The sequence below is a fragment of the Hymenobacter rigui genome (assembly GCF_003944715.1).
In the GTDB taxonomy this organism is placed as follows: domain Bacteria; phylum Bacteroidota; class Bacteroidia; order Cytophagales; family Hymenobacteraceae; genus Hymenobacter; species Hymenobacter rigui.
In genome coordinates, this window is record NZ_RWIT01000001.1 from 813,655 (window position 1) to 826,413 (window position 12,759).

Genomic DNA, 12,759 nt, shown 5'->3' on the forward strand with positions numbered 1-12,759 from the left:
GCGTTAGTAGCAAATAAGGCTCCTGAGTTTAGAAGGAAATCCCCACAAAACCAAGCCGCGCCCGTGCGCTTACTTCCTGATTTTCACGTCCACCTCATAGCGGTAGCGCGGCGGGCCGCCCAGCGGAATAGCGAAGAAGGGCAGCGCCACCGCGTACTGATCCGTGACGTAGAAAACCAGGTCGTTGGTAGCTTTGGTGAGGGACGTGAGCTGCAGGTCCAGGGAGAGGCCGTGCTCCTTTTCCGCTATCTGGTGGGTGCTGCTGGCCCACACGTTATCCTCGCTCACCTTGGCGGGGTGGCCGTTTTTGGCCACGCTGAAGATCTTCAGGCCCACGTCGCCATCCACATCAAAGTTGCTTTGCTTGATGCTGACCACCTGGTCATTCACAAAAGGATAGAGGTGGGTTTTGGCCCGTTTCTGGGGCGAGAGACGGAAGCTATACTCGTAGGTAAAGGCGTTGCCGCCCTCCACGGGCACGTTTTGGGTAGGGGAGGTGCTTAGGAAGTAGCGGTACAGGTTGCCGTCGTCGCCGGCTTTGCCCTGGGCAATGAGCTTGAACACGTAGCCGTCAAACTCTTTCACAAACTCGCCTTCCAGCGGATTCAGTGGCCCGAAGGTATACCACTTGTTGTCGTAGGTTTTTTCAGCTCCGAACTTGACCTGCTTCAGCAGCGTACCCGCCCGGAACTGGCCTTTGGGCTCGGTGGCGCGGGCATCGGGGGCGGAGTGAGTGCCGGGGCCGCCGTAGAGGCTGAACTCGGTGGTGGTATTCCACCCAAACTTGGCCTCGTCGTACTGGCCGCCGCAGTCGGGGTCGAACACGCGGATATACACGGGCTGGCGGTTCTCCTTCGGGACAAGGAAAAAGAAGGTCTGGGTGAAATCGTCGTCGCCCCAGCTTTTATCGGCCTGATTGCCGAAGGTGACCAGAAAGGCAATGTTCTCGCCGGGATTGGGTACGGCCTGGGCGTGGGCCGCCCGCGTTGCAAAAAGAAAAGCAGCCAACAAGAAGCCACCCAGGGCCCGCAGAAAAGACAATGCCATACCCCGAAAGTACCGCCCGCGTCGTAAATTCGGCAAAACACTCGGCCAAATGGCAGTTTGCATTGCCGAAACCGCGCCGGGCCCGTATCATTACACCATATTCTGCCTACCCACTCGTTATTTCCTATGGCCACTGCCACCCGTACAACCGATTTTCTGGATGCCCTGGCTGCTGATGTAGAGCGGGTGCGGGAAGTGGCCAACCGCCGCTTCCGCCCCCTCACCGACGACCAGCTGAACCGGGGACCCGGACCCGGCAAATGGAGCGTAGGCCAGTGCCTGGAGCACCTCAATATTGTGGGTGGGTTATATCTACCGGTTATCAACCGCAAAGTAAAAGCCGCCAAAGAGCGAGGCTCCGCACCAGCTGATACGGTAGCCCACGGCTTTTTTGGCCGGAAAATGACGGAGGCCATGCGGGCTTCGGCCACCGAGAAACCCATGAAAGCCCCGCAACAATACGCGCCCAGCGGCTCCCGGCTGCCCCGTACGGTTATTGAGGTATTCAGCCGACAGCTGGATGAATTGAGCAACCTCATCGAGCAGGCCCGCCGTATCAATGCCAACGCCGTGCGCATTCCCAATCCCATTATTCCGCTGCTGATTCCGCGCCTGACGGACGTGCTGGAATTGCTGGTAGAGCACATCAAGCGCCACATCGGTCAGGCCGAGCGGGTGCTGGACAGCCGGGAGCTGTAAGGAGTTGTTGAATCAGAACCAGAAGAACGTCATGCTGGGCGCAGCCGAAGCATCTCTACCGCTCCGTTAGATAGCATTCAACGAAGCGGTAGAGATGCTTCGACAAGCTCAGCATGACGTTTCACTATTATCAAAAAAGTCCCGTCGGCTGTGTGCCGGCGGGACTTTTTTAGTTGATGCCCGAAGATTTCGCTGATATCCGTATGGAATCCGGCTCAGCCTAGCATCTGGGTTTTTACCAACTTGCCCCGCTCATTCGTTCCTACTGCATGCGTCCTTTCCTGTTAAGTGTACTCGTCCTGCTGATGTTCTTTGCCACCGGCTCCTCCCAGACGACCCCGCCCGGCGCGGGCGGCCCCAGTCCTGCCACCTGGAAAAAGATTGACCAACTGCTGGCCCGCGACCAGACGGCTTCGGCCGCCAAACTGCTGGAGCCACTCTACCAGCAGGCCCGCCGCCAGCAGAATACCCCCGAGCACCTGCGCACGCTGCTATACAAGCTGCGCCTGCTGGAAGCCCGGGAGGAAGAAGCCGACGTGCAGGCCATTCAACTGGTGGAGCAGGACTTGCAAACGGCCCAGTTTCCGGCCCGGCCGGTGCTGCATAGCCTGTTGGCCCAGCTCTACGCCCGCTACTACGACAACCACCGCTACCAGCTCTACGACCGGACCCGCACCAAACCCGACACCGCCGACCAAAGCCGCCAGGACCTGCGCACCTGGGATGCCGCCCGTCTCGGCGCGGCGGTGGTGCAGCACTACCGCGCCTCGGTGCAGGAGGAGCCCCGCCGCCAGCAGCAGCTGAAACTGGCCACGCTGGGCTACCTCAGCCGTGGCGGCAGCACCGAAGGCCGCGCGTTACGCCCCACGCTCTACGATTTGCTGGCCCACCGCGCCGTGGAAGGTCTCGGCAACGATGAGCTGTATATCACCAAGCCCGCCCAGCAGTTCGAGCTGATGGACGCCGCTTTGTTCGGCCCCGCCCCGGAGTTTGCCCGCCTAAAGCTGACGGCTCCGGCCGCCGATTCGCTGAACGGGCAGTTCCACGCGTTGCAGGTGATGCAGCAGCTACTGGCGTTCCGCCTCCAGGACGCCGCCAACCCCGCCGCTTTGGCCGACGCCGACCGGCTGCGGCTGGAATTCGTGCACGAGCATGCCACGCTAGCCACCAAAGCCGAGCTGTACCGCGCTGCCCTGGCCCGCGCCGCCGAGACGTACAAAGCCCTACCTATCAGCACGGAGCTGCGGGTGCTGGAAGCCGGTACCTGGGAAGAAACCGACCCCGCCAAAGCCCACGCGCTGGCCGTAGCTGCCGAGAAGCAGTTCCCAAAATCCCGGGGCGCGCAACAGGCCGCCGCCCTGCGCCAGCGCCAGGAGCGAATGGAGCTGGCCTTCACCACTGAGGACGTGCTGCTGCCCAACCAGCCCTGGCAGCTGCGCCTGACGGTGCGCAACGCCCCTCGCCTGTACGCCACGGCCTACCGCATCAGCAATGCCCAGGTGCTGCGGCAGCTGGAGCGGCCCGAACTGTACGAGGATAAAACCTGGCAGCAGCGCTACGCCCGCGCCCTGGCGGCCCAACCCGCCGCTACCTGGACGTTGGACGTGCCCGGCCCCCGGGACTTCCGCAGCCACACCGTGCAGCACGCCGGCCCGGCTTTGCCGCTGGGGCACTACCTCATCGTGCTGAGCACCGCCGCCAGCAACCCCACCAAAGAGCAAGCCGGCGCGGTAACGGCCTACAGCCAAGTGCAGGTAAGCGAGCTGAGCTACGTGCGCCGCAGCGCCGACCGCACCGAAGGTCCCGAGTTGCTGGTACTGCACCGCCAGAGCGGTGCCCCCCGGCCCGGCGTGCAGGTGCTACCGTTCCTAACTACCTACAATCAGGAGGCTCGTCGTCATCAAGTGCGGCGCGGACAGCCTACGCAAACCAGTACCGAAGGGCAGGTGAAGATTCCAGTAAGCACCTCGTCAGATTACACGCAGTTCAATCCGGCCCTGTTGAGCCAGGGTGCCGACTCGCTCTGGACGGAAGACCTAGGTCATTTCTACTCTCGATACAATGAGCACACTAGGCCGGAAGAAGCCCAACTGCGCACTTTCCTGTACACTGACCGCGCCATCTACCGCCCGGGCCAAACGGTGTATTTCAAAGGGATTCTGACGGAAACGCTAGCCGGCAAATCGAAGCTGCTGACCAAGCGGGCCGTGAGTTTACGGCTGGTGGATGTGAACGGGCAGATGGTCAAGTCGCTCGATTTCGTCACTTCCGAGTTTGGCTCCTTCCACGGCTCCTTTGTGCTGCCGACGGGGCTGATGAATGGGGAAATGACGATTCAGACCCAGTTTGGCAGCATTAGCTTCGCCGTAGAAGACTACAAGCGGCCCACGTTCCAGGTGACGTTTGAGCCGGTGAAGGGCACCCCGGTGCTGGGGCAGCCTGTAACGGTGCGCGGCAAGGCCACCGCCTACGCCGGTCAGCCTATCGACGGGGCCACGGTGAGCTACCGGGTGGTGCGGCGCACGTTCTGGCCCTTCTTCGGCCGGGGCATCTACGGCGGCGGCCGGCCCGAGCAGGAAATCCTCAGTGGCACCGCCCGCACCGATTCGGCCGGGGGCTTTACCATCACCTTCGTTGCCAAAGGCGAGGACCGGAAACAGGGCAAGCGCGGCGGCTGGGGCCCCGGCTACGCCTTCGAGGTAACGGCCGACGTGACGGATGCCGCCGGCGAAACCCGCACTGGCACCCAGCGTGTGAGCCTGGGCACCGAGGCCCTGACGCTGCGCCTGGAGCTGCCCGAGCTGCTGAACCGCGCCGAGCTGCCCACACCCCGCCTCCTCAGCACCAACGCCGCCGGCGAGGCCCAGCCCGCCCGGGGCCAGCTGCGCCTCTACCGCCTCACTCCCCCCGCCCGGCCGCTGCGCCCCCGCCTCTGGGAGCAGCCCGCGCAGGAAGCGTTGAGCCCGGAAGAATTTAAACGCCGCTTCCCGCTGGATGCCTACGGCCGGGAAGACAACGACAGCACCTGGGCCCGCACGCTGGTGCTCACCCAGGACTTCGACACCGATAAAACCCCGCTGCTGCCCGCCCTGCAAACGGCCCTGGTGGCCCAGCAACCCGGCCGCTACCTGCTGGAAGCCACGGCCGCTTCGGCCGCCGCTGGTCAGCCCGAGGCCCGCGCCGAGCAGCGGTTCACCCTGTTCGACCCCGCCGCCACCACGTTGCCCGTGCCTACCACCGACTGGTTTGTGCCCTTGCAGGATAGCATAGCGCCCGGCCAGACGGCCCGCTTCCTGGTGGGCAGCTCTTTGGATGGGGCCCGCGTGCTGCTGGAAGCCGAGGCCAAGGGCCAGACCCTGCGCCACGAGTGGCTGACGCTTCGTGCCGGTGAGCAGCGCGTGGTGGAAGTGCCCGTGCCTGCCGCCCTCGGCGAAACCCAGCTCTACGTGCACCTCACCCAGGTGCGCGACAACCGCCTCTACACCCACACGGCCCAGGTGCAGGTAGCCACGCCGCCCGCCCCGCTGGTGCTCAGCATTGCCACCTTCCGCGATAAGCTGCAGCCCGGCCAGAAGGAAACCTGGCGCGTCACCATCCACCAAACGAATGGTAAACCCGCCGATGCCGAACTGCTGGCTACGCTCTACGATAAGTCGCTGGACGTATTCCGCCCCCACGATTTCACCGCCCCGGAGTTCTACCGACCCTACTTCCCGCCCACACTGGCCTGGCAGGGTCGCTTCGGCACGGAGGAAGGAGAGGAGCTGTTTGACGGGCAGTCGTACGTTGGCTATCCAGATGGTGTGCTATACCCAGAGTTGAACTTGTGGGGGTATACCTCAGAGCACACGCTCGTAGTGGAAGAAGTAGTTGAGACCAAGGCATATCCAGTAGCAGCAGCTCCGGCGGGCCGGGTAATGCTGCGGGGTGCTGTGGCCCTTGCGCAGAAGAAAGGTGTTGTCAGTTCTCCTAGGTTTGGTGATGCGGCCGACGCTGTAGCTGCCCCTGCTCCGCCCGCTGCCCAGCCCGACCTCAGCACCGTGCAGGCCCGCAAGGATTTCCGGGAAACGGCCCTGTGGATGCCCGCCGTGCGCACCAACGCGCAGGGCGAAACCGTGCTGGAATTCCAGCTGCCCGAAGCCGTGACGCGCTGGCAGCTGCTGGCCCTGGCCCACGACCAGCAACTGCATACCGGCCTGCTGCGCCGGGAGCTGGTCACGCAAAAGAGCCTGCAGGTAACGCCCAACGCCCCCCGTTTCTTCCGGGAAGGGGACCAGCTGACCTTCTCGGCCAAGCTCAGCAACCTCACCGCCCAGGCCCTCAGCGGCACCGCCCAGCTCCTCCTGCTCGACGCCCGTACCCAGCAGCCCCTGGAAAGCCAGCTCCTCAAAAGCCCCGCCCAGGTCAGCTTCAGCCTCAGCGGCAACCAAAGCCAGGCCGTGAGCTGGAAGCTGACCATCCCCGAAACCGCCGAAGGCCAGCTTCCCCTCGAAGCCATTACCTACCGGGTAGTAGCACAAGGAAAATCGGAGGAATTAAAAATTAAAAACGAAAAATTAAAAGCTGGACGAAAGGCCCGTAAAGAGGCCAAAAACGAGCAACAAGCAACTAGAAACCAGCAACTAGAAACTTTCTCCGATGGCGAGGAAAACACGCTGCCGGTGCTACCGAACCGGGTGCTGCTAACCGAAACTCTGCCGCTGGCGGTGGTGGGGCCGGCTACCCGGGAGTTTGAGCTGAAGAAGCTGACCAGCACCACCTCCGGCACCCGCCGCAACTACTCGCTCACGCTGGAAATGACGCCCAACCCGGCCTGGTACGCCGTACAGGCGCTGCCCTACCTGATGGAGTACCCCTACGAGTGCTCGGAGCAGACTTTCAGCCGCCTCTACGCCAACCTGCTGGCCGCTAAAATCCTGCAGAGCAACCCCCAGCTGCGCACCACGCTGGCCGAATGGCAGCGCGCCACCCAGTCCGGCGACAAAGCCGTCCTTACCAGCAAGCTGGAGCAAAACCAGGAGCTGAAAAATATACTGCTGCAGGAAACGCCCTGGGTGCGCGACGCCCAGAACGAAACCGAGCGGATGCGCCGCCTCGCCGAGTTGTTTGATGAGCCCCGCCTGAAAGCCGAAACCGCCCGCGCCCTCACTAAGCTGAAACAGATGCAGTTGCCCGACGGCTCCTTCCCCTGGTTTGAGCGCATGCCCGCCGACCGGTACATCACCCAGCTCATCGTGGCCGGCTTCGGCAAGCTGCAGAAGCTGGGGGCTTTCGATGCTGGGCAGGACCCCACCGCCCGCCAAATGCTGCAAAACGCTGTGGCCTACTTGGATGGGGAGTTGCAGGATGACTACACCCAGCTCCGCAAGCAGCCCAAGGTAGATCTGAAGCAGGACCACCTCGCCGATCTGCAGGTGCAGGCCCTGTACGCCCGCAGCTTCTGGCCCGCGCTGGCCGTGCGAAAGGAGGCCCAGCCGGCCCAGGCGTACTACCAGCAGCAGGCCGCCACCTACTGGCCGGGCCGCACCCGCTACGAGCAGGCTCTGATGGCACTGGCATTGCACCGCGCCAAAACCCAGCCCGCCGCCGTCAAAAATATTCTCACAGCCTTACAGGAAAACGCCCTCCACTCGCCCGAGCTGGGCATGTACTGGAAAGACGTGCGCGGCGGCTACTATTGGCGCGAAGCCCCCACCGAAACCCAGGCTACCCTCATTGAAGCCTTCGATGAGGTGCTCAGCGACCAGAAATCGGTGGATGAGATGAAGCTGTGGTTGCTCAGCCAGAAGCGCGTGCAGAACTGGGAAAGCACCCGCGCCACCGCCGATGCCTGCTACGCTTTGCTGCTGCGGGGTTCCAACTGGCTGCAATCCACCCAACCCCTGCAGGTAACGGTAGGAGGGAAGCCCGTGCATCCCACCAGCCAGCAGGCCGGCACCGGCTACTACAAAGTAACCTGGCCCGCCGCCGACATCAAGCCCGCCCAGGGCCGCATAACGGTGCAGAAGCCCGACGCCGGCGTGGCCTGGGGCGGCTTGTACTGGCAGTACTTCGAGCAGCCCGATAAGGTAACGGCCGCCGTGGGTGGCCTGCAGCTGGAGCGCCGCCTGTACCGGGAGCAGCGCACCGCCGCCGGCCCCGTGCTGGAACCCCTCACCGCCGCCACGCCCCTGCGCGTGGGCGACGTGCTGGTGGTGCGCCTCGTGTTGCGCGCCGACCGGGACCTGGAGTACGTGCACATGAAGGACCAGCGCGCCGCCGGCCTGGAGCTCATCGGTCAGACCTCCGGCTACCGCTACCAGAGCGGCCTGGGCTACTACGAGAGCCCCCGCGACGCAGCCACCAATTTCTTCATCAGCTACTTCCCCAAGGGCACCCACACCTTCGAGTACCGCCTGCGGGCGGCCCAGGCCGGAAACTTCTCCGGCGGCCTCTCGCAGCTGCAGTGCCTGTACGCCCCCGAGTTTACGGCCCACTCGGCCGGCACGCGGGTACAAATTGTCGGGCAGTAGGGAGAGGGAAGCGCTATTGCGTGCTGAAACAGAGTACGCGGGGTTTTGCCGTAAACCGCCACTGCAAAACCCCGCGTATTCCACCCCGAACCACTGCGTGAAAACACGCAAGGTTTGGCCTGCCCGCCAACGGATTGTACATTTGCAGTTCGTTTGGTTTTAAGTAAGGATGAAGTTGTTACAACGAGTTGCTTTTCTACTGCTGGCATTGCTATTAAGCACTGCCACGGCCTTCGCTCAGGATGAAGCCAAAGCCACCGCTACCCCTACTCACCTGCCCGGCGAGGAAAAATTATCGGCTCAGGAGCGCGCCGAGCGGGATTTTCTGATGCCCGTACGCCGCAAGCAGGCCGCCAAGCTGCGGGCCACCGCAGAGGAAGTTGGGGTGCACCAACCCGCCATTGAAGCCACGGCCCACAACCTGGAAGCAGCCGTGCCGGAAGCTGAAAAACTGGCTCCGGTAGCGGCCCCCGAAGCCAAAGCCGCTCCAGCCGTTGTGCACCGTCGTACCAGCAGCACGCATCGTCGGCACACCAGTACGCACCGCAGTAGTAGCCGGACCTCTTCGCGCAAGAAGACCACGGCGAAAAAAACGAGCTCCAAGAAAACGAGTACTCGGAAAAAGAGCACGCGTCGCCGTTAGCGCCTACTCAAACCCCAGCAAAAAGCCCTACCGATGCATCATCGGTGGGGCTTTTTGCTGAACAATATAGTGGCTGGTACGGGGCCGTTGATGATGCTGTCATTTCGCATCTGTGTCGTCTTCCGCCGGATCGGGCGGGGCGACGTGGTAGCGTGGGGTACGCCAAGGGGCTAAACGGTTTTGCACTGAAGTCAGCCGCCAGCCGTATCCAATCTGTGCTGTGGCGTAGGAGCCCCGGTGGCGAGTAGTAAGGTTGCCTGATTGGACAGCCCCCGCGGCATCCAGGTAGTCCAGCCGCCGGGTGTCAACTTCGGCCAGCGGCAATAGTCCGCGCTGGTAATCCAGGCTTACCAGTAGAAATTGCCGGCTCGTGAGGGCATACTGAACCTGGAAGGAGGCTCCTATCAACGGCGTCCAACGGCGAGGGTACTGTGTGTGCAATAGTACCAGCGGCTGATCAGGCTCGGGCCAGCCGGTAGTATTACCGCCCACCGTGAAAATCCAGTTTTCATCGGTCATGAATCGGTTGAGTTGATAGCCGTAACCAACGCTCAGGCCGGCATCCACGTGCCAGCGCGGCCCCCAGGTCAAAACGTCGAGATACTGTAGCCCTACACTGGTGTGCAGCAAACCTCCGGAGCCAAAACCCGCACTCTGCCGTCCGTATCCGCTCCGGTAGTGCAGCATGGGCGATAAGCCGGTAATATGTTGAGCTACACTGAGGCCCAGGCGCGAAGTTAACGGCAGCATGGCCCGTAGTTGTGCGGCCAGCTGGAATGAGCCCCCGGCACTAAAACCCGGTGGCACAGCAGAAGGTCCAAGGCTGGCAGCAGTCAACGATATTCCTATACTGCCGCTAATTTCTGGAGTGCGCTGGGCCTGGGCCGATTTACCAATCAAGCTACTAAGTATCAGCAGCCCGCTGCACTGGGATATAAAGCGGATTCTCATATACAATCGGGTAACAAACCGATATGCTAACGGCCAGATGGTAAATACTCTTATATAGCTATAAAAAAACAGCACACAGTATGAGTTGCGTGCTGTTTTTCGTTCGTACGGTTTCCGCTGTTACGCGTCCTGGGGCATGAGGCGCACTACCAGCCCATCCATGCGCGGGTGCAGTCGGATCTGGCAGGAGAGGCGGCTGCCCTGCGTCATCACCGGCAGGCTTTCCAGCATGGCCAGCTCGTCGTCGGAGGGCTCGGGCAGCTCGGGGCCGGCCAGCACTTCCACGTGGCAGGTGCCGCACAGCGCCATCCCGCCGCAGGTAGCCTGAATATCGTAGCCATCGGCCTTCATCACCTCCATCAGGCTCAGACCCATATCCGTCGGGGCCTGAATCTCGCGCCGCTGGCCGGGCGCTTCCTCCACATATACGCGTACGTCGTCAGTCATAAGTATTCAGTTGTCAGTTACTAGTTGCCGGTTGCCAGTGCAGGTATTCCTAAAGAACAACCTGACAACTGACAACCGGTAACTGGCAACTGCTTACAGAGTAGGTACCCCGTTTACGGTGGTGTACTTAAGGGTGTATTTTTTGTCGGGGTAGATGTACTTGAAGGCACCCTGGCACATGAGGGCCGCCTCGTGGAAGCCGCAGAGGATGAGTTTGAGCTTGCCGGGGTAGGTGTTGATGTCGCCGATGGCGTAGATGCCGGGCTCCGAGGTGGAATAGTCCAGCGTGTTCACCTTCACAGCGTCATTCTCAATTTCCAGGCCCCAGTCGCCAATCGGGCCGAGCTTGGGCGTGAGGCCGAACAGCGGAATAAACGAGTCCACGTCTACCTGCTCTGCCTCGCCGGAGTTGGCCGTGATGGTCACGGCGTTGAGGCGGCCGTTGCCGTGCACGTGCGTTACGTTGCTGCTCAGCACCAGCTTCACCTTGCCGGCCTCGTGCAGGTGCTGCACCTTCTCGGCCGAGTCGGCTGCGCCGCGGAAAGTGGTGCCGCGGTGTACCAGCGTCACTTCCTTCGCCACGTCGGCCAGGAAAATGGTCCAGTCGAGGGCCGAGTCGCCACCGCCGGCAATGACCAGGCGCTGGTCGCGGAAGGTTTCCGGGTCGCGCACCATGTAATACACGCCTTTGCCGCCCTCAAAATCGGTAAGGCTCTCAATGGCGGGCTTGCGGGGCTCAAACGAGCCCAGGCCGCCGGCAATGGCAATGGCTTTGCAGTTGATTTCGGTGCCGTCGATGGTGGTTACCACAAACGAGCCATCTTCCAGCTTGCGGTAGCCTTCAACCCGCTCGCCCAGCGTGAAGGTGGGGTGGAAAGGCTCAATCTGACGCATCAGGTTGCTCACCAAATCACCGGCCAGTACCTCCGGAAAGCCCGGAATGTCATAAATCGGCTTCTTTGGGTAAATCTCGGAAAGCTGACCACCTACCTGGGGCAGGGCGTCTACCACGTGGCAACGCAGCTTCAGCAGTCCGGCTTCAAACACAGCAAACAGCCCCACCGGGCCGGCCCCGATAATGCAGATATCGGTGGAAATGGAATTGGTCATGCAGCAACAGCGAAAAACGAAACAAACGGGCTCTGATGTCCCAGGCATAACAGCCAAACACCCCAAATCGTTGGCCTTAAGCCCCGATTTGGTGGTCGCAGCGCGTTACGCGGGGACAAAGATAGCAGTCAGCTTCCAGCCCCTGACAGGAAGTCTAAACTATATGCAGCCGGTGAGCGATGCTGCCCTTCCGGCAACGCGGCCGTAGCCCCTGCGAGCAACAAAAAAGGCTCCCAGCGCAGTGCTGAGAGCCTTTTGTGGTCGTGTAAGGAGTCGAACCTTAAACCTTCTGATTCGTAGTCAGATGCTCTATCCAATTGAGCTACACAACCGTTTTGGTTACCGCTGCGAAACCGTTGTTCCGTTTTGGTTGTGCAAAGATAGCAGGGAAAAATCCGCCGGTGCAAGCCGCTAGTTAAAATACGTTCGAAAAAATCCGGCTAAAGATGGCAAGATGCTGAATTTCAGCTGGATTTTTTTCAGGGTTTTTCTGCGCCTTTCGCTAATGCGCGATTCAAAGCCCGGTTGAACAGGTAATACAGCCCGAAAACCGACACGGCCAGCAGCACCGCCACCAATACTTTGCCCATTGTGCCCGTGTCGGGGTCCTGAATGAGCAGCAGCACGTCCTGGGCTTTGGTGCCGAGCCAGTAGAAAAACAGGGTGCGCGGTAGCATGCCAATCACCGAAGCCGTGAGAAACTGCCGCTGCGGTACGCCTACCACGGCCAGAATAAAGGTGATGAGGGCAAACGGCAGCACCGGGGAGAGGCGCGTGAGCAGCACCAGTCGCCAGCTATCTTGGCGTAGCTCATGCATGACGTTGTGGGCCTTCGGAAACCGCTCCAGCAGCCCGATGAGCTTGCCCTGGTCGAGGGAGCGGGCGATGAGGTAGCCCGCGTAGGCCGCCACCATGTACGTGAGCAGCATGCCCGGAAAGCCGGCCCAGCCGAAGTAGAAGCCCGTCACTAGCACCACCACAGTGGTATGGGTGAGGGCAAACGTCATGGTAAAGGCCACCACGGCGAAATATAGCAGCATCTGCCAGGCGGTGGGGTGAGCCAGCCAGTTCTGGTTTTCGTGCAGACCCCAGGCGAGGGCGCTGTCGCCGAGCAGCGGCAGCAGCGTGAGCAGCACCAAAGACAGCAGGGTGGACTTGTTCTGAGAAAAGAGCTCTTTGAAAAAGGACATAGGCAGCAGCAAACGGGCCGGCAGTAGCCGGCCGGCCCGAAGGTAAGAACGTATGAACGGTACAGAAGGCTACACGGGCTCAGGGGCAGCAAAGAACATACTGCCAAAACCCCGCTACCTTTGCCCCGCAATCTGTCTGCCACCCATTTCTCCATAGTTT

General features: G+C 61.7%; 8 protein-coding genes and 1 tRNA gene. 3 read left to right on the forward strand and 6 right to left on the reverse strand.

Going from position 1 to position 12,759, the window contains the following annotated elements; genetic code table 11:
* Positions 1–69: 69 nt before the first annotated feature.
* Entirely contained in the window at positions 70–1,047 is a 978-nt protein-coding gene (locus EI291_RS03425; protein ID WP_125417977.1) for a hypothetical protein, read from the reverse strand.
* 126 nt (positions 1,048–1,173) lie between these two features.
* On the opposite strand from EI291_RS03425, the gene EI291_RS03430 reads away from it, so the two are divergent.
* The 3 genes from EI291_RS03430 (at position 1,174) to EI291_RS03440 (ending at position 8,901) form a co-directional block, all read left to right on the forward strand.
* Positions 1,174–1,746 carry a DinB family protein gene (locus EI291_RS03430; RefSeq protein ID WP_125417979.1) on the forward strand — a complete coding sequence of 191 codons (573 nt, stop codon included), beginning with the start codon at positions 1,174–1,176 and terminating at the stop codon, positions 1,744–1,746.
* A 269-nt stretch (positions 1,747–2,015) separates the two neighbouring features.
* Positions 2,016–8,258, forward strand: coding sequence for an alpha-2-macroglobulin family protein (locus EI291_RS03435; RefSeq protein WP_125417981.1), 6,243 nt, complete (start codon positions 2,016–2,018; stop codon positions 8,256–8,258).
* Between the two features lie 208 nt (positions 8,259–8,466).
* Positions 8,467–8,901, forward strand: a complete 435-nt coding sequence (locus EI291_RS03440) for a hypothetical protein (protein ID WP_125417983.1) — start codon at positions 8,467–8,469, stop codon at positions 8,899–8,901.
* 99 nt (positions 8,902–9,000) lie between these two features.
* On the opposite strand, the gene EI291_RS03445 is transcribed toward EI291_RS03440, so the two are convergent.
* The 5 genes from EI291_RS03445 to EI291_RS03465 all read right to left on the reverse strand — a co-directional run bounded on the left by EI291_RS03445 (position 9,001) and on the right by EI291_RS03465 (position 12,599).
* The gene (locus tag EI291_RS03445) at positions 9,001–9,651 is read right to left on the reverse strand and encodes a hypothetical protein (protein ID WP_125417985.1); all 651 of its coding nucleotides are present in this window, start codon (positions 9,649–9,651) and stop codon (positions 9,001–9,003) included.
* Positions 9,652–9,972: 321 nt separating this feature from the next.
* Positions 9,973–10,299, reverse strand: coding sequence for a 2Fe-2S iron-sulfur cluster-binding protein (locus EI291_RS03450; protein ID WP_125417987.1), 327 nt, complete (start codon positions 10,297–10,299; stop codon positions 9,973–9,975).
* Between the two features lie 93 nt (positions 10,300–10,392).
* Complete coding sequence (locus EI291_RS03455; protein WP_125417989.1) at positions 10,393–11,409, reverse strand: NAD(P)/FAD-dependent oxidoreductase; 1,017 nt, start codon at positions 11,407–11,409, stop codon at positions 10,393–10,395.
* Positions 11,410–11,667: 258 nt separating this feature from the next.
* Positions 11,668–11,741, reverse strand: a tRNA-Arg gene (locus EI291_RS03460).
* A gap of 147 nt (positions 11,742–11,888) precedes the next feature.
* The gene (locus tag EI291_RS03465; RefSeq protein WP_125417991.1) at positions 11,889–12,599 is read right to left on the reverse strand and encodes a TVP38/TMEM64 family protein; all 711 of its coding nucleotides are present in this window, start codon (positions 12,597–12,599) and stop codon (positions 11,889–11,891) included.
* Between the last annotated feature and the right edge of the window lie 160 nt (positions 12,600–12,759).

What these genes read in the sequence shown, in the direction of transcription:
- EI291_RS03455 (WP_125417989.1), bottom strand. Translation starts at nt 11,409, where the DNA reads ATGACCAATTCCATTTCCACCGATATCTGCATTATCGGGGCCGGCCCG.
- EI291_RS03435 (WP_125417981.1), top strand. Translation starts at nt 2,016, where the DNA reads ATGCGTCCTTTCCTGTTAAGTGTACTCGTCCTGCTGATGTTCTTTGCC.
- EI291_RS03430 (WP_125417979.1), top strand. Translation starts at nt 1,174, where the DNA reads ATGGCCACTGCCACCCGTACAACCGATTTTCTGGATGCCCTGGCTGCT.
- EI291_RS03445 (WP_125417985.1), bottom strand. Translation starts at nt 9,651, where the DNA reads ATGCTGCCGTTAACTTCGCGCCTGGGCCTCAGTGTAGCTCAACATATT.
- EI291_RS03465 (WP_125417991.1), bottom strand. Translation starts at nt 12,599, where the DNA reads ATGTCCTTTTTCAAAGAGCTCTTTTCTCAGAACAAGTCCACCCTGCTG.
- EI291_RS03450 (WP_125417987.1), bottom strand. Translation starts at nt 10,299, where the DNA reads ATGACTGACGACGTACGCGTATATGTGGAGGAAGCGCCCGGCCAGCGG.
- EI291_RS03425 (WP_125417977.1), bottom strand. Translation starts at nt 1,047, where the DNA reads ATGGCATTGTCTTTTCTGCGGGCCCTGGGTGGCTTCTTGTTGGCTGCT.